20 protein-coding genes and 2 pseudogenes are annotated in these 19,989 nt (G+C 41.7%); 5 read left to right on the top strand and 17 right to left on the bottom strand.

From position 1 onward, the window contains the following. Nucleotides 1-4: 4 nt before the first annotated feature. Nucleotides 5-382, bottom strand: a complete 378-nt coding sequence (locus tag J500_RS08970; protein WP_004998755.1) for a hypothetical protein — start codon at nucleotides 380-382, stop codon at nucleotides 5-7. 91 nt (nucleotides 383-473) lie between these two features. Here J500_RS08970 and J500_RS08965 point away from each other — a divergent pair, with 91 nt between their 5' ends. Next, entirely contained in the window at nucleotides 474-731 is a 258-nt protein-coding gene (locus J500_RS08965) for a hypothetical protein (RefSeq protein WP_004998758.1), read from the top strand. Nucleotides 732-760: 29 nt separating this feature from the next. Here J500_RS08965 and J500_RS08960 read toward each other — a convergent pair whose 3' ends face one another. From J500_RS08960 to J500_RS08910, 11 genes and pseudogenes are all read right to left on the bottom strand, one after another. Continuing rightward, a complete protein-coding gene (locus J500_RS08960) occupies nucleotides 761-1,561 on the bottom strand; it encodes a hypothetical protein (RefSeq protein ID WP_004998760.1) in 801 nt (266 codons plus the stop codon). A gap of 4 nt (nucleotides 1,562-1,565) precedes the next feature. Then, nucleotides 1,566-2,048 carry a hypothetical protein gene (locus J500_RS08955; RefSeq protein WP_004998763.1) on the bottom strand — a complete coding sequence of 161 codons (483 nt, stop codon included), beginning with the start codon at nucleotides 2,046-2,048 and terminating at the stop codon, nucleotides 1,566-1,568. After that, a complete protein-coding gene (locus tag J500_RS08950; protein WP_004998765.1) occupies nucleotides 2,018-2,293 on the bottom strand; it encodes a hypothetical protein in 276 nt (91 codons plus the stop codon). Before J500_RS08950 ends, J500_RS08955 begins: the two co-directional genes overlap by 31 nt. A 3-nt stretch (nucleotides 2,294-2,296) precedes the next feature. Continuing rightward, a complete protein-coding gene (locus J500_RS08945; protein WP_004998768.1) occupies nucleotides 2,297-2,905 on the bottom strand; it encodes a phage protein Gp37 in 609 nt (202 codons plus the stop codon). Beyond that, nucleotides 2,899-3,327 (bottom strand): gp436 family protein, encoded by a 429-nt coding sequence (locus tag J500_RS08940; protein WP_004998770.1) that lies wholly within the window; start codon nucleotides 3,325-3,327, stop codon nucleotides 2,899-2,901. Before J500_RS08940 ends, J500_RS08945 begins: the two co-directional genes overlap by 7 nt. Before the next feature lie 3 nt (nucleotides 3,328-3,330). Beyond that, nucleotides 3,331-4,239: a Mu-like prophage major head subunit gpT family protein gene (locus tag J500_RS08935; protein WP_004998774.1), complete on the bottom strand. Its 909-nt coding sequence runs from the start codon at nucleotides 4,237-4,239 to the stop codon at nucleotides 3,331-3,333. Beyond that, nucleotides 4,236-4,652, bottom strand: a complete 417-nt coding sequence (locus J500_RS08930) for a hypothetical protein (protein ID WP_004998777.1) — start codon at nucleotides 4,650-4,652, stop codon at nucleotides 4,236-4,238. The genes J500_RS08935 and J500_RS08930 overlap by 4 nt, the downstream gene beginning before the upstream one ends. After that, a pseudogene (locus J500_RS08925) lies at nucleotides 4,649-5,730 on the bottom strand (phage protease). The gene J500_RS08930 and the pseudogene J500_RS08925 overlap by 4 nt, the downstream one beginning before the upstream one ends. A 90-nt stretch (nucleotides 5,731-5,820) precedes the next feature. Next, entirely contained in the window at nucleotides 5,821-6,300 is a 480-nt protein-coding gene (locus J500_RS08920) for a phage virion morphogenesis protein (RefSeq protein ID WP_004998783.1), read from the bottom strand. A 116-nt stretch (nucleotides 6,301-6,416) separates the two neighbouring features. Next, complete coding sequence (locus tag J500_RS08915) at nucleotides 6,417-7,736, bottom strand: phage minor head protein (RefSeq protein ID WP_004998785.1); 1,320 nt, start codon at nucleotides 7,734-7,736, stop codon at nucleotides 6,417-6,419. Beyond that, nucleotides 7,729-9,354 carry a DUF935 domain-containing protein gene (locus tag J500_RS08910; protein ID WP_004998787.1) on the bottom strand — a complete coding sequence of 542 codons (1,626 nt, stop codon included), beginning with the start codon at nucleotides 9,352-9,354 and terminating at the stop codon, nucleotides 7,729-7,731. The genes J500_RS08915 and J500_RS08910 overlap by 8 nt, the downstream gene beginning before the upstream one ends. Before the next feature lie 258 nt (nucleotides 9,355-9,612). Between J500_RS08910 and J500_RS08905 the strand changes: the two genes are divergently transcribed. Next, nucleotides 9,613-9,897, top strand: coding sequence for a hypothetical protein (locus J500_RS08905; RefSeq protein WP_004998788.1), 285 nt, complete (start codon nucleotides 9,613-9,615; stop codon nucleotides 9,895-9,897). Here the strand turns inward: J500_RS08905 and J500_RS08900 are convergent. Together J500_RS08900 and J500_RS08895 are read right to left on the bottom strand one after the other, a co-directional pair. Then, entirely contained in the window at nucleotides 9,884-10,063 is a 180-nt protein-coding gene (locus J500_RS08900) for a hypothetical protein (protein WP_004998789.1), read from the bottom strand. The genes J500_RS08905 and J500_RS08900 overlap by 14 nt on opposite strands. Before the next feature lie 86 nt (nucleotides 10,064-10,149). Then, a complete protein-coding gene (locus J500_RS08895; RefSeq protein ID WP_004998791.1) occupies nucleotides 10,150-10,917 on the bottom strand; it encodes a DNA adenine methylase in 768 nt (255 codons plus the stop codon). Nucleotides 10,918-11,098: 181 nt separating this feature from the next. On the opposite strand from J500_RS08895, the gene J500_RS16910 reads away from it, so the two are divergent. After that, the gene (locus J500_RS16910; RefSeq protein WP_004998793.1) at nucleotides 11,099-11,779 is read left to right on the top strand and encodes a hypothetical protein; all 681 of its coding nucleotides are present in this window, start codon (nucleotides 11,099-11,101) and stop codon (nucleotides 11,777-11,779) included. A gap of 7 nt (nucleotides 11,780-11,786) precedes the next feature. Here J500_RS16910 and J500_RS08885 read toward each other — a convergent pair. Next, a pseudogene (locus J500_RS08885) lies at nucleotides 11,787-12,164 on the bottom strand (hypothetical protein); the annotation flags it as partial. Nucleotides 12,165-12,677: 513 nt separating this feature from the next. Between J500_RS08885 and J500_RS08880 the strand changes: the two are divergent. Beyond that, on the top strand, nucleotides 12,678-13,649 hold the full coding sequence (locus J500_RS08880; protein ID WP_004998799.1) for an alpha/beta fold hydrolase: 972 nt from the start codon (nucleotides 12,678-12,680) through the stop codon (nucleotides 13,647-13,649). Nucleotides 13,650-13,714: 65 nt separating this feature from the next. Here the strand turns inward: J500_RS08880 and J500_RS08875 are convergent, their stop codons facing one another. Next, complete coding sequence (locus J500_RS08875) at nucleotides 13,715-16,528, bottom strand: heavy metal translocating P-type ATPase (RefSeq protein ID WP_004998801.1); 2,814 nt, start codon at nucleotides 16,526-16,528, stop codon at nucleotides 13,715-13,717. Nucleotides 16,529-16,626: 98 nt separating this feature from the next. Here J500_RS08875 and J500_RS08870 point away from each other — a divergent pair, with 98 nt between their 5' ends. After that, complete coding sequence (locus J500_RS08870; RefSeq protein ID WP_004998803.1) at nucleotides 16,627-17,016, top strand: MerR family transcriptional regulator; 390 nt, start codon at nucleotides 16,627-16,629, stop codon at nucleotides 17,014-17,016. Nucleotides 17,017-17,110: 94 nt separating this feature from the next. Here J500_RS08870 and gyrA read toward each other — a convergent pair whose 3' ends face one another. Beyond that, entirely contained in the window at nucleotides 17,111-19,822 is a 2,712-nt protein-coding gene (gene gyrA / locus J500_RS08865) for a DNA gyrase subunit A (protein WP_004998807.1), read from the bottom strand. Between the last annotated feature and the right edge of the window lie 167 nt (nucleotides 19,823-19,989).

Genomic DNA, 19,989 nt, shown 5'->3' with positions numbered 1-19,989 from the left:
GTGTTTAAAGGGTTTCATTCAGATAAGACAACGCAAAACCTTGCAGGTTACGTCGGGTTTCACCGTTGACCTCATATGAATCCGAGATTTCTTGGACGTTGAAATCAATATAAGACTCACGGAAAGTACCCGTCTGAGACTCAATGTTGAGTCGAGCATCATCAACACCCAACCAATCCATTGTGTCTTTGCTATCAGGAATCACCACAGCGACAGTAACTTGATAGGTTTTAATACCATTCGCAGTATATTTGACCTCACCAGAACGATTCATAGTAGGTATAGGACGTTTTCCCGTATTTTTGGTTGCATTGTAGGATGAGCAATCATATTCCTCACCATTGATGCTTAAAATAATCAAACCAACAGCTTTCTCAGCCATTTTACAAAGCCTCTTTTTAAGATGACTTATTGTTGAATTATTGACATGATTAAATCAGGCGGAAACGTTTCCATTTATTGTGAGAGATGCAATGAAAGTCTATTACATCAAAAAAGATGGCTTATATTTAAAACAACAAAGCCAGACTGATCATTATGATTATGCTGAAGATGGCTATTCAGACTTTGAACTGAATCAGCGTATAGTACCTACGACAACGTACAGTTGGACATCGAATAGAGATGAAGCAAAAACATTTGGTGACTATAATGAAGCGAGTTATTTAATTGCTAAAAACTTCAAAAAAAAGTTCTGGCAGAATGCTGAAGTATGTTTAAGCCCCAATTAAGGGGCTTAATTTTGAAAAGACTTTTCAGATTAGTACACATCAATCGTCGCAGCAACAACGTGCATACCACGTACCCAGTAAGCAGGAATCTTAGCAACAGCACGGGTTGGATCATTTTGGTCTTGAATAACAGTGAGTTGGTCTGCTGTTGCAGTGACGTTTTCTAAAATTTCAGCCTTTTCAAGTTTCAAAGCTTCTGCCAAAAATACTGAACGTAAATTACGACGTGCAGCAGCTGTATTTTTACGACGACGTTCTTTTGATCCAGCATTGCGCATCACTTTACGAGTATAGTCTGTAATTAATGCTCCATTAATATCTACCATTTTGTCATCGTCTTCACCCGTATCTGGATTTTTACGAAAAGTTGAAATCGCTCGTACAATTTCTGGTAAACCATCTGCACCTGTTTGAATCATACAAACACCGTTGTTCAGCGCGGCTTCCACACGCTCAAACGTCAGTTTATATTGATCTTCAACGGGTGTGATACCCATCAAATTAACGCCATTAAACGGTAATGCTGGGTCTGCTGAATCCGCCAATGCCGCTGCCATTGCACCTGCCAGTTCAGGCTCTTGACCTTCTGCACCGTGGTAGCAAACGCAAAGTACACGATAACTTGTTTCAACGGGGGCTTGCGCTGCAAAATCTTCAGCATCATCCACATTAGAAAATGGAATGACTAAAATTGCAGATTTCTGATTAATTGCATCACTGACTGAGTTCAAGTGAGTGATCCATGCCAGTGTATCTGCTCCAGCAGCTGGTGGAGCTGATAGTGCAATGATGGTATGCCCAAGTGGGGCAATTGTTTCTTGAATAGACATAGAGTTAAATCCCTAAATTAGTATCAATGGTTTTTAAACCACATGAATGAGCAGATACAGAATCTCCCCAATTTGATCCACCAAGAAATGGATACAGATCACTTTCCATACTTACACCAGCTTTTTTGAAAGTGATTGTTATTGGATTAGATTGATAACTACCATCCAAACCTTCAAATGTGTAATTCTGTGGAGTGTAAAAATAGCTATCAAAATGAAAACTCGTTACACCCGTAGAAAATCCATGAATGAGAATTTCAGGATACGTTTGAATAAATCGCGCCAGAAATAGCTGAAAAATTTCGCCCATTTCTTTATTCGCAATACCTGTTAAACCGATGCCAGCATTGCGTATACTTATGCCGAGATTAGGTGCTTCAATATCGAAAGTTAATAAACCATAATTGTTTGGATAAACATTTTTTGCCCAAACTGGGATGCTCATCGGTGTACAACTTACAGGTTCATTTGCTGCTTTCCCAAGCATTGCACATCCACCACACGATTGGTTTTAATCGCAGCCGTGATCATACGACCAGCCTCTGAATTTGCACCAAAAATTGCATCAGCAGCAGCTTTGTCATAAATATCGACAGGCGTGATGGGTCTAAGTTCAGGCGTATCTGTCGTGATAAACAATACTTTTTGTGTATTCGCAATCAAGCCTGTACGCTGAGTATTGATGTTGACTTCAGTGTAAACACCTGGTGTTTTGATTGGAGGGATCGACATAATTTATTCTCTCAGTTTGACCAGATCGGATGCATCAGCAACGCCAAAGTCCGCTGGATCAAAGTAATAATTAATATTGACGTGAGTCAGCATGGCATCAGTTTCAGCCTCTTCGCGGTCACGATCTGAAGCTTTAATCTCATACTGAGTTGTAAATTCTTGAGCCAGAACGCTAATCGACTGGCCACGTGTGGTGGTGTTAAAAATAGTTCGGGTTTTGCCCAACTCAAGCGGAGCAAGACCTTGAATGCCTTGGCTGGATAAATCATTAACGCTGAGCAGCCGCTGCACCCGATCAAGCATTTCATAGGTGCCGATATCTGCACCAACACTATGACGTTGGGATTCTTCGTTACGCAGAGAACGCGCACCGACGAGTACAACAAATGTGGACTTATACTCAGTTTTGTTATGGCTGGTTTTTTCTGATGTTGAACTCTGATAAGTCACCCAGATTGCAGGGAATGACTTCACAAATGCAAGAGTTTCATCATCAAATTCACCACCATAAGTGGTAATTTCACGTACCCAAGGCCAATGACCATCGTTGATTTGTTGAGCCATTACATCTTTTATCGCTTGCTCAACAATCGAAAGGTTAAGGTCTACCATCCTTTACCCCCCCAGTCGTGACGTCCCACTTGGAACATCACATTATTGGAAGAGGTTTTAACTGGAGCAGCATCGCCAGCGGGTGTGCCGCCAACAGCAATTGTGCCTTTGGCAATTTCCTTGAGAGATTTCACTGCATTGTCATAACGGGTTTTGATCGGATCATTTTCAGAGATTGCACCCGTGCAAGCATAGTAACGCGCCATATGGCAACCGATGCTCTCTAAAAATGGCGGTACAGCAGGCAACGGTAGCTTGTAGCGACCAGCGAGATAACCATCGATTTCCGAATTAGCCTCAACCATGGCAGCATTCAGCTTGTCGTAATTGATGACATGCTCATAAGGAGCTTCGGTGTCAGTGAGCTGAATCAGTTCGCTTTCACCGAATTTCCGTAGCATCGCGTCTACCGTTGCATACATGGCTTATGCCTCCGTACCCGTAGAGCCATAAACGGTCTGCCAGAAACCATAACCTGATGCACCACGCGCTTCAGCACCAAAGTAGAAAACACCTTCCATAAATACATTTGGTGAATCCATACTGGTTTGCTGGACGAATACAGGTTTCTTACGCACCTGATAAACAAAGGGTTTGATTGGTTTAGTGGTATCGAGCAGGAACCATGCATTATCATCGGTTAAGCGTGCAGAAACCTGAACTTTGGCTGTGCCTTTGTATGGGTTTGGCTTGCCATCTTCCAGCCGATCTACTGTCATCAAAGCGTTTGCAATGTCTTCAAGCGCAGCAGGAACCAGCAAAACATTCGGGGTAACATTTAAAGGCCGACCAGATTCATCTTTAAATTTACGCATGGCTGTACGAGCAGCACCGAAAGAAGCTTGTGCTTTTGCCAGTGTTTCAATCGAAAGCTTTTTAGTGCCTTTATTGCTGATATTGGTTTTGCCTACCTTATGGCTGGTAGAGATCATCGGCTGACCGTCATAGCATTTCGCTGTAAATGCATTATTAACTGCATCAAAGACCAGTTCATCAGGATGCTGTTTGGCTGACCACGCCGCAGATTGAGCTTGCGGTGTATAAATCCCGAGTTGATCATCTTCAATATCATTACGTCGTACTTCAATGGTTGCAGCGAAGTCTTTGTTACGAATCACGTAATCATATTCAGCCAACTTAGTAATATGCTTTTTGCCAATCCATTCCTTCATTTGAGGAAAGTTGGCTAACCAGCGATAATCTACATAAGCACCATTGCTAGGAACTACCATTGCAATAGCAGTGTATTCAACAGGAACTTCAGTAAAAGTCTGGTTAAAAATCTTACTAAGGCTCAGAAAAATTGCATTTAATGCAGCACCGTTTACGTTCATTCTACCCATACTCCATTTTCATCGATTCCGACCACACGCCCAGCTGGGGACAATGTTCCACCTGTATCCGTTTCTGCTACCGTTTCACCGTCTTCGATATAGCAAGGCTTTCCGAAACTTGCCTGAGTCACTGGATCTGCTGCGCTATTGGCATATAAAAATGCATTGGCATTCCCTGTAGTGACCGTGATGCCTAAATCACCATCAGCAAAACCAGTCGCGTCGACATGTTCTTCAGCACGCCCTAAATAGGTCAGTCCAGTGGCTGCTTTGCCTTCAACTGCAAAACCCGTGGCATCCACACAGACCATAAAACCTGCACGAATAATCGCTGCGGCCTTGACAGGAACTACAATCAAACCGACTTCACGACGTAGGGTTTGGCGACCTGTTTGATCTAAAATACTGCTCATGATTGTGTTACTCCCAAGTCAACTCCCATTTGTGCTGCAACCGCTAAGGCTTCAGGAGTATGTTGTTGACCGCCACCTTGATGATTTGCAGCGAATTTTGTTTGATCAGTTTGCTTTTGAGTTAAAGCCGCAATCTTTGGCAAGCCTTCAAGATGTGCTTTGACAAAATCAGGATTGGTTTTGGCCTGATCTTTCACCCAGTTAATGGTTGCTTCACCTGTCAAACGCCCATCGCTACAAGCCGCAACAATCAGGTCATCAATTTCTTTGGCTTTTACTGCTGCATCGGCATTACCCGCTTTGGCAACAGCTTCCTGATACACCGCCATTGGTACATACTTGGCTGGATCAGGCACAGCTTGACTGTTGGCAGCAGCTTTAACTTCGATAGCCTGTTCAATTGCAGCAACAAGGGTTTGTTCTGATTTGACGAAAGCTGTTCCAAATGCATCATCAAGTTTGGTAAATGCACTATTTGCAGCTACCAGAAACTCTTCATCTGTGGCTGTTTCAGGCAGCCCCATTTTTTACGCATGAGTTCTAAAAACTCGTTCATTGTTGAATCCTCATCATTATTTAGGGCAAAAAATTCCTGTGCTGCCGCAGCAAGCTTGGCTTCGGGCAACTGATCTAATGCAGGGGTATTGGTTAGGGCGACATTAATTAATGCTAAAACTTCGCCAAGCTTGTTATAGAAAAGTACTGGCGATAAATATTTATATTCTCCCGACTCAATAAAACCTTTTGCCTTATCAAGCCATTCAAATTGAGTGCTACATATTCCAACTCCATCAATGTAGATGAAACTTCCAGATTTCAACCAACCAGCAGCGGGTGCTGGCATTCCATTGGTTTGACTTTTTAAAGTTGCATGCTCATAGTCGATGACCATGTCAATCTTGCGTTCATTTAAGGCAGCTACAATTTGACGGCCTTTCTCTGGTGTCAATAACCAGTGAGGAGCATCAAATGGACGACCATCCACACCGCTAAAAGTACCTTCAGGTACTAAAACCAGTTGGTTGTCAGTTGCGTTAAAAACGAATGAGCATGGAGCTACAAGAACTTTGTCAGTCATAACATCAGCTTTTTAAATGATGTTATGAGATTAAAATGCGGGGGCTTAGAAGATCAGGCGGAAAGGTTTCCGCTGAATATTGAAATCAATTTAATCAAACAAATGACTTAAAAAATATTGTGCGGTGTATTCAACTGCGGTTTCAGCTTCAGGCTGTAAAAAACCTGCATCATCCATCGGTAAATATGGACGTGCAGGAATGCGGACTTTCTTACCAGGACCTGCCATGCCACCGAATTGATGAATCGCAGCATAATCTGCGCTCTTGCCTGAGCCAGCACCCACAGTTGCCGATGTTGCATCGTGATCACTTTGAACACTATCTCGCAGACCACCAGCTGAACGCTGTAAAATGCCTTGCGGGATAATGCCTTGACGACGGTAAATCGCCAAAGTCACTGGCGAAAGACCCGCCCATGCAGGACGACCATTGGCATGGAAATTCTGTAAGGATTGACTGACTAAAACTCGCTCTAACGCCGCGGCTAGCGGCTCAGGATTGAGTAAACCTGATGCAGCTCGATTGAGCGTTTGAATCACATTTTCATCACGGAGCTGAAGCACTGTCATAGTTGCACCTGTGTATATTTTAAGCTAATATTTTATGTAAGACGGGTGTAGGCGATAGGAAGCCATCGGAAGCTAAATGCTTTCGTCTATCTGGGTTCGAGTCCCAGCACCGTTTGCTATTTTTTTTCGCCATCGAAATGATCCAAATAAATATAATCTTGACCATTCTCAAAATTACTGGTTTCCTCAACCACAATGGTTCTAATTAAATTGCCCGTCTGTGATACACGTTCACCATCGATACGACCTTTAGTTTGACGGTTCAACTGCACAATCAATTTGTACTTATGAACACCATCTGCTACATCAAACACCAAGGCTGCATTGCTATGTTTGACATCCCAGTACAGGTCATGTGGCTGAATTAAGTGCTCAACAATGTCTGCAAACCAGTCCTGATCATGCTTTTTGCGCTCTTTGGAAATATGCGCAATGGTGTCTTTGTCATGTATGGTAATCACTGCGGTTTCTAAAGAAACGCCTGAATGTTCCCTAATTTTTTCAATAAACTGTTTCGGAAAAACACCGACTGGTTTCATATCACCACGGGGACGTGCTGGATCAACCGATTTGATCCATTGCTTAACTTCTTCATTATAAGCATTGACGACAGCCTGATTTTTAAATGTTTGCTGAACCACGGTAGAGGCAATTTTAGGCTCAACGACCAAAGCCTTATCCAGCAGCTGCTGGGTCAAATTAGCATTAGGACGTCCAGCCCAACCCGCATCGGTTTGAAATGAAGGCCGATCTGGAAAATCTAGCCTTGCGACTTTGGCAATCCCGCCATTGCCGACGTCCACATCATACACTTGCAGATATTTACCACTGTCATAGATCATGATGTTTTGACCGTCAACATCACCTTGCATTAACTCAATGACCGTACAGCGGCAGTTATAACCATTTTTTGGGGAAATAAATTGCCATGCTGGATCAGATTTACGCATGACAATGCCATGTAAAGCCCGATGCCGTGGACGAGTTTTATTGTCTAAAATCGCACTGTACTGAACATACGGAAAGAGCTTGTCTTCGCTCCACATCACCGACTGACGACCAGCCTCATAGGCTTGCGCCATATTGGTATGGTAAATGGTGCGTAGGCGATAGGCATTACCCAGTTGCACTTCACGTGTGCCAGCTTCAGTCTGGATTTCCTGTTTTCCCCACCAACCACGGGCTTTCATTTTTTGTTCAGCAATGTCTGACCATTGCTTCAAGTTCATGCCATTTTTTTGCGCATCGACTAGCGACTGGCGAATATCTTCAAGCAGATCCAGTTGGGTCATGTGTGCAATCACAAATGATTTGTTATGTGCATCGCCTTGTACCCGCCACCAGTCCTCCGACGGCATGATCTGTTTTTGTTGTAAATACTCAATTGCCCGTCGTGGCGGCTGATTAAATAACGCCTGAAGCGTAGGCTTATCCACGGTTACGACCTACATCTACAGACAAACGTCCCAGCACATCACTGGCAAAGATTAGTTTTTCAAGATCAGTCTGCAAACTATCCAAACCACGCTCAGGGAAAATTTCAGCAAGCATGGCCAACGCGCCATCAATATCATCACCTTGACTCAGCTTAGCCAGCAGTTGCGGTAAAATCTGTTCAGCCTGATTTTGCAGATGTTGATTGTCGACCTGCTCCTGAATCTGATCATCCAGCAGCATCTGGCCGCGGATCGCAGCGGCTTCGGCTGGGTTGGTTGTTGTGGTCTGACTCAGTGCAGCTTGTAAATTATGTTGAAGACCTGCATAAAGCAGATTGTTGGCTGCTAAGTTTGGGGCAGCTTGTTCAGCCTGCACACCCAACACTGGCTCATCATCATCCGCTGGTTCTGGAATACCCAATTTCTCATGCGCCCAACTGCGCGGGATTCGCATACCCACTTTAACGAGCTTATCCAGCGAATTACTGAAAGTTTCCATGTCTTCAATATCTGAGGTATCAAACGCAAATGCTGGATAACGATCTTCAGTAATGTTCGGATAATTGATACGCATCAAGTGACTGATCAAACTGTCAGTGATTGATCGACTCAACTGCTTGGCATCAGACTTAACGATTTTATCGAACTGGATTTCATGCGTTTTAGACTGGGCATTTGTACTGGTTTTGCCATCGGCTTGAGAGAGTAAAGTCCCACCCACAATGGCTTTGGATTGACTTTGTTCACACCATTTGATCAGAGCCATATGATTGTCAGTATCACCCGTGGCTGCTGATTCAAAATCAATACTCATGCCTTGAGGGATTGCACCACCTGCATTTCGCCCGATCATCATCACTGCCCGCAATAATGTCATTTTTTCTTCCGCAGTGGCTCCAGACGGATACTTACCCAAGCGGATTGGCAGCCCATAGATTTCCAAAAACTCCATGATGTCTCGGATACCATAATTCTTAAATAGGAATGGCCATGACAAAACACGATGCAATCCAGAGCGGGCGATGTAACCTGATTTGGCTTTATGACGGTGAATGAACCAGCCAAAATCTAAAAATTCAACGCCATCTGGTGATCCATCATTGAGACGTAATTCATTCGGTTGACTGTATGGCGTCATAAAGTTGCGAGCATTGATATGTTCAAAACTTTTAGGCAACCACAGACTGCCCATTTGATGCCATTCAATTTCTTGACATGAATAACCGTGGCCAACACCGTCCATGGCATCGAAAAGGAACATTTCAAAGTCTTTGATGTCATCGATCCATTCCGTCACTTCTTCAGCAATCTTTTTTTCTTGATCTGTAGCATTTTTGGGTGGTGTGACATTCCACTCTAGGCCATTTAATCCCTTTTTACGCTTATCCATTTCACTGAAAATATGCGTATCTTTTTCTTCCATATCCGAGAATAAATCAGCTTGAGCAGTCAGATTACCTTGCTCCGCATCGGTCAGTAATCGATTTAAACGTTCTGGTGTCAAACCAACAGTCGGATGTTCCTGCCACTGATTTGCTAACCATGCGATTTCTGCGGTCTGATTAGTTTCAAGTGCGGTGCGGTCTTGTTTGGATGACTTAGATTTTTTTGATGCCATGACGAAAATACAATTGTGGATTTTACGTCAGCATAAAAAAAGCAATGGATTGAAAGCAGGCGGAAATACTTCCGCTGGATGTTTAAAAAGTTGAATCGCCACAGAATGCGTTTTTAGCGATTTAAAATTGAATCTGGCATCATTGACGCAGAATCGCATTAAAATCGCTAAAAACCGTTTTATAAAGATTTATAAATCTATATTTTCTAGTTTACCGCCATGATATAAAAAAGATTCATAACAATAGAGAGAAAACAAATGTCTAAATTTAAAATCGCTCACCTTCGTGAACAGGGGCAAGACATGATTATTATTCCACTGGATGCTCAGTTTCATTACAAATCTGAAAGTGAGCAATCCGATATTATCGATGAACTACAATTATGTGCTTCGAGTGCTGGTCTTGCTGGTATAGTCGTGGTCGTTTGGTGCCTTGGCAATAGAGTGCATTTTATTGCACCCGAACCATGGCATCCATTTTTTAGGTCTTTAAGTTGGAATACAATAATGGCTAACTTAAACAAAGAACTTACTTGCGACTAGCTAACTCTTCTAAATGTAAAAGTGCATCTTCAAGTTGTGCTTTTACAATTGCAATCACTTCTGGGGCTAAAGGCTGAACACCTCCTTTTTGTTCTCCCTCATGAAAGCGTGAAAATTGCACATCATGATTAATTTCTACGGTTACACGGGTATGTTGAATATCCATTGCTTAAATCTCTGATTAAATGAGACTCTCAGCATAGATATCCAACAATTTAAGTTTAAGGCGGAAAGCTTTCCTTTTGCTTCAGATCAGTAATTAGTAATGATCAACTCCTGTTTTAACCGCCGACTTTGCTCAGAATTGCCCACGGTATATTTAATTAATGTCGTCGAAATATTCAGTTCAGCAAATACTTCTCTCATCTCAGGATGATCATTAATTGAGAGCATGATTTTACTTTGACAAGTTTTCATTAGCTCCGCCATGCGCTGGTATTGATCCAGACCAAACTCCATACCATAACCCGCTAACTTCCAGTAAGGAGGATCAGCATACATAAAACTATGCGGTCGGTCATACTTCAACAAACATTCATCCCAGCTTAGATTTTCCACTGTTACGCCAGAAAGCCGATAATAAGCTTCAGTCAATTGATCTTCAATGCGCAAAAAGCTGGAAGCCTTTGAAGTTGTTGCTGTACCAAAGGTTTGGCCTGAACTTTTCGCACCAAAAGCGGTGTGTTGCAAATAGTAGAAACGAGCAGCACGTTGGATGTCCGTCATTAAATCGGTACTGGCTGCTTTCAACCACTCAAACATTTGTCTACTGATAATTGCCCATTTGAACTGACGCACAAACTCTTCCAGATGATGCTGTACCACGCGATACAAGTTGACCAATTCACCATTAATATCATTAACAATTTCAACTTTGGATTGTTTTTCGCGCATAAAGAACAGGGCTGCACCACCTGCAAATAATTCAACATAACACTCATGTTCTGGGATTTTTTCAATCAGTTGCGACACCAGTCGTCGTTTTCCACCTTGCCACGGGATAATCGGCTTGGTTTTCATATTTTCACCTACTGCAAAAGCTTTTCATTTTTGATAGCCTCGAATGACTCTGTACAGGGTAACGAGGCTCAGCCTGCGGTAGCACTTTTACCAAAGGGGCGGTTTAAACTGACCTTTAAATCGTCACCTCGTTTTGGATTATTTTATTTTTTGTTTTTAATGGTTAGGGGGAAGTGTTTCCATGCAGAATAAGAAAGCAAATAACAAGTTTTCAGGAATGATGATTTTTACTATAGTTTATCTTGTAGTGGTATTTTATTTTGCTATACCTGACATTGATCACATGAAAACACTTAAACCAAATGAGTTGGGAGATTTTTTTGCAGGTTTTTTTTCACCGCTAGCTTTTTTATGGCTGGTATTTGGTTACTATCAACAAGGAGAAGAATTAAAACAAAATACACTTGCTTTAAATTTACAAGCAGATGAATTAAGAAATAGCGTGGAGCAACAAATAAAACAGTTTGAAATTTCCATGCAACAATTTTCAATATTTAAAGAAAAAGAAGAATTAGAAATTGCAAGAATTAATCAAGAATCTCTTCCAAGTTTTCAAATTTGGATTCGATCTTTCAATCAGCATTCTGGCTACCATGTAACTATTCACAATACTGGAGCTAAAGTAAAAAATGTACTTGTAAAGTATATCAGGAGTGATAATCATGAATTTAATTTTGAATATCAGATATTCAATAGTGAGCATGAAGAGTCATTAATTATGAGGACAATAGAATTAAGTAAAGACGAACCAAATTTTATAATTTCATTTAGTGATCGGTTGGGTAGAAAACAAGTTTCAAAATTCAAAATAATCAATTCATCAAAAAGCATTCATAAAATTGCTTTTATAGAAATTGATTAATTCTGTATTAAATACACCCACCACTAAACCACCCGTCATAATCATCAGGATGCAAATCCATTTCTTCACGTGAAGGAAGTGAAATAAATTCAATTGGTGCAGTCGGATTCTTGGCAGCATAGTCCGCCAGTAAGTGCGCAATACCACTATCACCATGTCGGTCTTTATTGTTGGTATTAGTTTTACCCATCGCGGGAATACGAGCTACACCATTGACCATCACAAATGCGCGATGATCTTCAATCACGTCCTGATCTGCTGGCATATTTTCAATATCACCATCTTCCAATGATGCTTTAAAATGTGGGGTATGTTCCCGATACCAACTTTCAGTCAGCATAATCGCTTCGACACGCTCACCATAAATAACTTGCATGGCCTCAGCCCCTTTTCGGCGGCTAAAAAAACAGGCTTTTTCATCGCTAAAAATGAAAAAGCCTTTCAAATTTCATCCCACTATATCCAACAATATCCTAAAAAATCCCACAATTATCTCAACATTCTTTATTATTTATATTATTAGGTATCATCTAGTTTTTCAGCATGACCATGTGGAATCAATAGAAATAAGCATATAATCAATAAAGATAATTTCATCCATAAATGATCAATTACATGATTAAATTCAACGCTTATCAAATACTGTTTTTGTTTTAAATGATCCATCATCAAACTCCCTATTCATCATTTAAACATTAGGTGAGTGCTCCAAAAATAAAATTGACTCATCTGACATTTCCGATGGGCAGTTTCATCAATTTAAATTTTTTCTACATCATTTATCAATTTTGGTCTGAATTGGCTTTTATTTATTGGTTGCCGTATTTACTGCAAATGTTTTGTTCAGGGCTTTTAGATAGACTCAAATAAAGGATGAATAAAATTAGAGCAAATTAAAATGAAACGGACATTCTCAAATCTATGTTTAGCCCTAAGTTTAAGCTTAGGAACTACCGCAATCATCACTCATTCCAACACCGCGATAGCTGCCTCAAATATCAATATTCAGAACGTGTTACAACAAGAACGCGCTTGGGCAGGTTTACAAACTAAAAAATTAAAAGTAGGTGATATTGAATGGGTATATAGCGAAGGAGGTCAGTCCTCCAAACCGACTATTATTTTAATTCATGGGTTAGCGGGTAGTCGGGATAACTGGAATCGTGTAGCACGTTATTTAACGCCTAACTATCATGTCATCATTCCTGATTTGCCTGCACATGGCGATACGAAAGTTGCCGATGATTTTGACCTGTCTATTCCTAACTTAACTGAAAAGTTAAGACGGTTTGCTGAAGCTGGACATTTCGAAAAAGATATCAATATCGCAGGACATAGCATGGGTGGCGCAATTGCCCTCCTCTATACAGCACAATATCCAACTGAAACAAAATCTTTACTCTTGGTCGATAGCGCAGGTGTCTTTAAAACGGCGAATACGCCTTATTTAAAAAATCCAACGTTATTGAATGAATTAGTCGTAAAAAAAGCAGGCGATTTTGACAAACTGTTTCAGCTTGCCACGGCAACACCGCCCTTTATTCCCACTGAGTTAAAGACTGAACAAGAAAAACTCATGATTTCTCAGTCTAAAAGTACTCAACGCATGGTCGATCAGCTCGTTGCCATGTCCAAAGTATATACGCCTGAGACTTTTGCAATCGCGGCGAAATCTATCGATGTACCAACTTATATTGTCTGGGGAGACAAAGATAAAATTATCAATGTTGAAGCCGCCCAAGAACTGAAAGAGTTATTGAAAAATGCTGAACACCCTTTGATTTTAAAAGATGTAGGACACATGCCCATTATGGAGGCTGATCAGATTGTCGCTCAACAATATCTGATCTTTTTAAATAAACACAAGTAGAAATTAAACTCCGTAAATCAAACAGGAGCCAAATTTAGGCTCCTGTTTTTTATAGATTTATATTGTTAAAGTTTGCGTAATCTTAAAGCATTTAATACCACAGAAAGCGAACTCAAGGACATGGCAATCGCTGCAAACATCGGAGTGAGTAGCCAACCTGTCAGTGGATAAAAAATTCCTGCCGCAATAGGTACACCCAAACCATTATAGAGAAACGAAAACGCCAAATTCTGTTTCATATTTTTCACGCCTTGTTTAGCCAGATGTACTGCTTGGGCAACACCTTGTATGTCGCCTTTGACCAAAGTAATCTGCGCAGTTTGTTTGGCAATATCGGTGCCTGTGCCCATGGCAATCCCCACATCGGCTTGTGCCAAAGCAGGTGCATCATTGATGCCATCTCCTGCCATCGCCACGACCTTGCCTTGTGATTGATAGCGTTTCACGATCTCCAATTTTTGTTTAGGATCTAAATCGCCATAAGCATGTTCAATCCCTAATTGCTGCGCAACCATTTGGGCATTTTTATGGTGATCACCTGTTGCCATAATCACTTCAATCCCATCTTGATGGAGTTGATCAATGACAGCTTTCGCATTTTCTTTAATCGCATCATGAATCACAATATAAGCAATGACGGCTTTGTCATTCAGCAGAAAACTAATCACATCGCCTTGTTCACGCAGTTGATCCAATTTGGCACTGAGCGCAGCATCCAGTTTTAATCCAAGTTGATCAACCAATTTCTGGCTACCCACATAATAGCTTTGCCCTTCAAATTGACCTTTTACCCCAAAACCAGTGACATCTTCAAAATCATCAACTTTTAACAATTCATCTGTTTTCACAAGTTTTGTTAAAGTTTGCGCAATCGGATGCGTTGAATATTGTTCAATTGAAGCAATATAACGCTCTACGGTTTTTTGCTCTAGAGAATCATCCAATAACTGGATTTGTTTTAGGCTCGGTTTTCCTTCTGTCAGTGTGCCTGTTTTATCGATAATCAAAACATTGACTTTGCTTAAAGCTTCGATTGCTTCAGCATCTTTAAAGAGTACCCCTTTTTGGGCAGCACGACCTGTGGTTGCCATCACCGACATTGGCGTTGCTAACCCCAATGCACATGGGCAAGCAATAATTAAAACAGCGACAGCACACATTAAGGCTAAATCAAACTGTGCATGTCCAAATAGCATCCACGCTATAAATGTAATAATGCTAATCGAGAGGACTGCCATTACAAAGTATTTGGCTGCAATATCGGCAATGCGTTGAAGTGGCGCTTTTGAACGCTGTGCTTCTGCGACAGCCTGAATCATTTTTGATAATGTGGTATTGGTTCCAACCGCAGTAGTTTGAATACGAATACTGCCCTGCTGATTGACTGTTCCCCCGATGACTTTATCTTCCACCTGTTTTTTTACAGGTACAGGTTCACCCGTCATCATCGATTCATCGACATAGGTTTTCCCGTCAATCACGATGCCATCCAGTGGAATCTGCTCACCAGAAGAAATCTGTAAAATATCATTTTCTTTAATCTGGCTGATGTCGACTTCCTCAACCACATCATCTCGAACCCGTTTGGCCGTATGTGGCTGTAAACGTAATAAGGCTCTTAAGGAATCGGCTGTTTGCGCTCGGGCTTTTAGCTCCATGATTTGTCCAAGCAAGCTCAAAGACACAATCATACAAGCCGCTTCATAATATACCGCAACGCCATGCCCTGTTTTTGCTTCCATTGGAATCAGTGATGGGAAAATGGTCGCAATCACGCTATAAATAAACGCCGCAAGTACACCAACTCCAATCAGGCTCCACATATTCAAGTGCCGAGTTTTATAAGACACCCAACATCTTTGCAAAAATGGATAACCCGCCCATAACACCACAGGAATACTCAGAACCAACTCAATCCACGGTTGGATCTGCGGTGAAATAAATGCATGGATATGTGAACCCATGGCCAAAACCACCACCAATAAAGTGAGAGGCAAAGTCGTCCAGAAACGTTTACTAAAATCCACCAATTCTGGATTTGGTCCTTCATCCAATGTCGGTTGCATCGGTTCCAGAGCCATCCCACAAATCGGACAGGTTCCAGGGCCTTTTTGTACAATTTCAGGATCCATCGGACAGGTATAATCAATATCCATTGCGCCTTCCGGTACAGCGCGCTCATCCAATGGAATCAAATACGTTTCAGGATCATTTTTAAATTTATCTAAGCAGGAAGGATTACAGAAATAATATTCTTTACCCTGATAATGTGTATGCAAAGGGCTACTGCTACTGACTTTCATGCCGCACACTGGGTCTATTTCAGTTTGAGAATTTTCATGCTCAGCATGCTGATGCTGCCCGCCACCACAGCAACTTTTGGCTTGAGGTTGAGTCTTTTCAGTAGATACAGCCGCTTCAATAGACTTTGCTCCACAACATGACGACATAGCAGTCGTTTGGGTCACGTCTTTTTTTTGATCCAACGGTTTTGAATCGTGACCACAACCAATTGAAACAGCTTTAGGCGGTGCTGGATGGGAACATCCACACCCTGATCCTGTCTCATGACTTGTGGTTTTTTCATTTCCACAACAACTTTTCTCTGATTTTTTCTCTGACTGTTGCATTTTTACGGTTGGATTAGAGCAATGACTGGATAGCGTAGATTCAGCTTCTTTAACTAGATATTTTTCAGGATGTTGTTCGAATTTTTGCTTACAACTGGCGGAACAAAATAAATAACGAGTTCCATCCAGATCAATATGATATTGGCTGTCCTCAGCTACTGTCATTCCACAAACAGGATCAATAGACACCATTTTTTTCGGTGGAACTGTAGCCTTGGAACAACATGAAGTTTGCTTTTGCTCAGTCATGGTGATGTTCTCGTATTTTTATATGATTGTGTTAAGATAAATGCTGTACCTAGGTACGGAGTCAAGCTTTTTATTGAGGCAAATAACAGGACTTAGCCATGCTGACTATTGGAAAACTGGCTAAACAGGCCAATTTAAATGTTGAAACCATTCGTTATTATCAACGTATTGGTCTCATGCGTACCCCAGATACCATCAGCCACTATCGTTACTATAATGATCAAGATATAGAAACTTTAAGTTTTATACAAAAAGCCAAAGATGCGGGATTACAGCTCAGTGAGATTAAAGAACTTCTCCAATTACAACTGAATGATCGCGAACAAGTTCGCCATGTGATTGAACAGCGTCTTGAGAAAATTGATCTTCGTATTCAGGAATTACAAGGCTTAAAGCAGCGTCTCAGCAGTTGGGTCGATGAGTGTAAATCGGCACAAGCCGATTGTTGTCCTATTTTGCTAGATTTAAAACAGAGGAGCAATCTGTAAACAGACCTGCCATGATTTATTTTCAAAAAAGCTGAGAAATAAAAAAACCTGAGTCCGAAAACTCAGGTTTTTTTATCTTACGATGCTCAGTGAATTATTCTTCACTCATCTCATCATTTTGAGAAGCAATATCTTCAGCTTGAGATTCAGATGCTTCCCCTTCAATCACTTCAAGAGTTTCATCATCTTCTTCCACCGCTTCAATCGATACCACACCCACCAGTGTTTCATCATCGCTTAAACGAATCAGGCGAACACCTTGTGCATTACGACCTGTCATTGCCACTTCAGCCGCACGAGTACGCACCAAAGTACCGCCATCTGAAATCAGCATCAGTTCTTTGCTTTCATCAATTGAGACTGCACCAACTAACTCACCATTACGTTCGGAAGTCTTGATCGCAATCACCCCCTTACCGCCACGTTTCTTGGTCGGGAAGTCATTCACTGGCGTACGCTTACCATAACCATTGGCACTAGCACACAACACTTCACCCGTTTCTGGAACAACCACCAACGAGACAATGCGACTTACCACATTTGAATCTGAATCATCACTCTCATCAGAGTCATCATTCTCAACGTCTGCGTCTTCGCTATCCAGTGTTGCAGCTAACGCCACACGCATACCACGCACACCTTTGGCGGTACGCCCCATGGCACGGACATCGGTTTCAGCAAAACGAATCGCCTTGCCTTCGTTGGAGAACAACATAATTTGTTGCTTACCATCAGTAATCGCGACACCAATCAAGGTATCTTCTTCATTCAGTTCAATCGCACGTAAACCATTCGCACGAATATTGGCAAATTGCTCAAGTTCAACACGTTTGACTGTACCCGAAGCTGTGGCCATAAAGACGTAGTGATTTTCAAGGAATTCAGTCAAAGGTAAAATCGCAGTGATGGTTTCATTGGCATCCAGTGGCAATAAATTGACCATTGGACGACCTTTTGCACCACGCGAAGCCTGAGGAACTTCAAACACTTTCAAACGATATACCTTACCGACATTGGTAAAGCACAAGACCGTTGCATGGTTGGAAGCCACGACAAGATGCTGAATAATATCGTCATCTTTCATTGAAGTCGCGGATTTACCACGACCACCACGACGTTGCGCTTGGTAATCGGACAATGGTTGTGTTTTGGCATAACCCGTTTGAGAAACAGTCAACACCACTTGCTCTTCTGGGATCAAATCTTCACGGCAGAAATCAACACGAGATTCAATAATATCTGTACGACGTGCATCGCCATATTGTTGAAGGATTTGTGCCAATTCTTCACGAATCACACCCATCAAAAGATTGAAATCATTCAAAATGGCAGTCAGTTCAGCAATCTGACCTAGAATCTCGGTATATTCAGCATGTAACTTGTCTTGCTCAAGGCCGGTTAAACGATGTAAACGAAGCTCTAAAATCGCAGCGACTTGAGTTGGGGATAAACGATAAATATCGCCAGACAGACCAAATGGACGATTTGGATCTTCACCTTCGATTTCATCAGGACGTACTGAAATTGCCCCTGCTTTTTCAAGCAAAGCAGTAACCCCCCCCCCCGCCCATTCGCCCGCCTGTAAGCGTTCACGCGCTTCTGCTGGATTTGCAGAAGTCTTGATGGTTTCGATAATTTCATCAATATTGGCAAGGGCAACGGTGAGACCTTCCAAAATATGACCACGTTCACGTGCTTTACGCAATTCGAACATGGTACGGCGCGTCACCACTTCCTGACGATGGCGGATAAATGCCGCAATGATATCTTTCAGATTCATCAATTTTGGCTGTCCGTTATCCAAACAGACCATATTGATACTAAAAGAATTTTCAAGCTGAGTATTGAGGAACAGGTTGTTCACAATGACTTCAGCGTTTTCTCCACGCTTTAAGTCAATCGCGATCCGCATACCATCTTTATCAGATTCGTCACGTAACTCAGAAATTCCTTCAAGTTTTTTCTCTTTGACCAATTCAGCAATACGTTCAATCACACGTGCTTTGTTGACCTGATATGGAATTTCAGTGAAAACGATGGTGGTACGATTCGTTTTCTCGTCTTCTTCAAAGTGATATTTACCACGAATATGCAAACGGCCTTTACCGGTACGGTAAGCATCGACAATGCCTGATTTACCGTAAATAATGCCGCCTGTCGGAAAATCTGGTCCTGAGATATGTTCCATCAATCCTTCAATGGAAATATTCGGATTGTCTGCATAGGCCAGACAGGCGTGAATCACTTCAGTCAAATTGTGTGGCGCCATGTTGGTCGCCATACCCACTGCAATGCCCGCTGCGCCGTTGACTAATAAATTAGGCACACGTGTTGGTAGAACATCAGGAATTCGTTCTGAGCCATCATAGTTATCCACCCAGTCTACCGTATCTTTTTCAAGATCGGCCAATAACTCATGGGTGAGTTTGGTCATACGAACTTCGGTATAACGCATCGCCGCAGCGCTATCGCCATCGACAGAACCAAAGTTACCTTGGCCGTCGACCAACAGATAACGTAGACTAAAATCCTGCGCCATACGAACGATGGTGTCGTAAACAGCCGTATCACCATGCGGGTGATATTTACCGATCACATCACCCACCACACGAGCAGACTTCTTATAAGCTTTATTATAATCGTTGCCTAGCTCATGCATTGCATAAAGTACACGACGATGGACTGGTTTCAGGCCGTCTCTCACATCAGGTAATGCACGTGAAACAATTACACTCATTGCATAATCGAGATATGAGTTTTTTAACTCATCTTCAATGGCAATCGGTCGGATTTCCGATACGCTCATGCATACTCCTTTCTATGCAGCAAAGCAAAAGCCAGCCACAATTTATGTATTAATCTCGCAAAACTTAGTTCAAAAAGCTGAACTAAAAGTAAAAAACATAGCTAAAAAGTATAGCATAAATCATGTGGAGATTGTGATGGATTAATACAGCTTAGCCTTTAATATTT

Source organism: Acinetobacter sp. 479375, from assembly GCF_000581715.1.
Taxonomy (GTDB): domain Bacteria; phylum Pseudomonadota; class Gammaproteobacteria; order Pseudomonadales; family Moraxellaceae; genus Acinetobacter; species Acinetobacter ursingii.
Note: the sequence above shows the minus strand (reverse complement) of the source record. Positions and strands in the feature narration are given on the sequence as shown.

Excerpts from the sequence above, each read along its gene's own strand:
- J500_RS08970 (WP_004998755.1), bottom strand. The coding sequence starts at position 382 with ATGGCTGAGAAAGCTGTTGGTTTGATTATTTTAAGCATCAATGGTGAG.
- J500_RS08965 (WP_004998758.1), top strand. The coding sequence starts at position 474 with ATGAAAGTCTATTACATCAAAAAAGATGGCTTATATTTAAAACAACAA.
- J500_RS08960 (WP_004998760.1), bottom strand. The coding sequence starts at position 1,561 with ATGTCTATTCAAGAAACAATTGCCCCACTTGGGCATACCATCATTGCA.
- J500_RS08955 (WP_004998763.1), bottom strand. The coding sequence starts at position 2,048 with ATGCTTGGGAAAGCAGCAAATGAACCTGTAAGTTGTACACCGATGAGC.
- J500_RS08950 (WP_004998765.1), bottom strand. The coding sequence starts at position 2,293 with ATGTCGATCCCTCCAATCAAAACACCAGGTGTTTACACTGAAGTCAAC.
- J500_RS08945 (WP_004998768.1), bottom strand. The coding sequence starts at position 2,905 with ATGGTAGACCTTAACCTTTCGATTGTTGAGCAAGCGATAAAAGATGTA.
- J500_RS08940 (WP_004998770.1), bottom strand. The coding sequence starts at position 3,327 with ATGTATGCAACGGTAGACGCGATGCTACGGAAATTCGGTGAAAGCGAA.
- J500_RS08935 (WP_004998774.1), bottom strand. The coding sequence starts at position 4,239 with ATGAACGTAAACGGTGCTGCATTAAATGCAATTTTTCTGAGCCTTAGT.
- J500_RS08930 (WP_004998777.1), bottom strand. The coding sequence starts at position 4,652 with ATGAGCAGTATTTTAGATCAAACAGGTCGCCAAACCCTACGTCGTGAA.
- J500_RS08920 (WP_004998783.1), bottom strand. The coding sequence starts at position 6,300 with ATGACAGTGCTTCAGCTCCGTGATGAAAATGTGATTCAAACGCTCAAT.
- J500_RS08910 (WP_004998787.1), bottom strand. The coding sequence starts at position 9,354 with ATGGCATCAAAAAAATCTAAGTCATCCAAACAAGACCGCACCGCACTT.
- J500_RS08905 (WP_004998788.1), top strand. The coding sequence starts at position 9,613 with ATGTCTAAATTTAAAATCGCTCACCTTCGTGAACAGGGGCAAGACATG.
- J500_RS08900 (WP_004998789.1), bottom strand. The coding sequence starts at position 10,063 with ATGGATATTCAACATACCCGTGTAACCGTAGAAATTAATCATGATGTG.
- J500_RS08895 (WP_004998791.1), bottom strand. The coding sequence starts at position 10,917 with ATGAAAACCAAGCCGATTATCCCGTGGCAAGGTGGAAAACGACGACTG.
- J500_RS16910 (WP_004998793.1), top strand. The coding sequence starts at position 11,099 with ATGCAGAATAAGAAAGCAAATAACAAGTTTTCAGGAATGATGATTTTT.
- J500_RS08880 (WP_004998799.1), top strand. The coding sequence starts at position 12,678 with ATGAAACGGACATTCTCAAATCTATGTTTAGCCCTAAGTTTAAGCTTA.
- J500_RS08875 (WP_004998801.1), bottom strand. The coding sequence starts at position 16,528 with ATGACTGAGCAAAAGCAAACTTCATGTTGTTCCAAGGCTACAGTTCCA.
- J500_RS08870 (WP_004998803.1), top strand. The coding sequence starts at position 16,627 with ATGCTGACTATTGGAAAACTGGCTAAACAGGCCAATTTAAATGTTGAA.
- gyrA (WP_004998807.1), bottom strand. The coding sequence starts at position 19,822 with ATGAGCGTATCGGAAATCCGACCGATTGCCATTGAAGATGAGTTAAAA.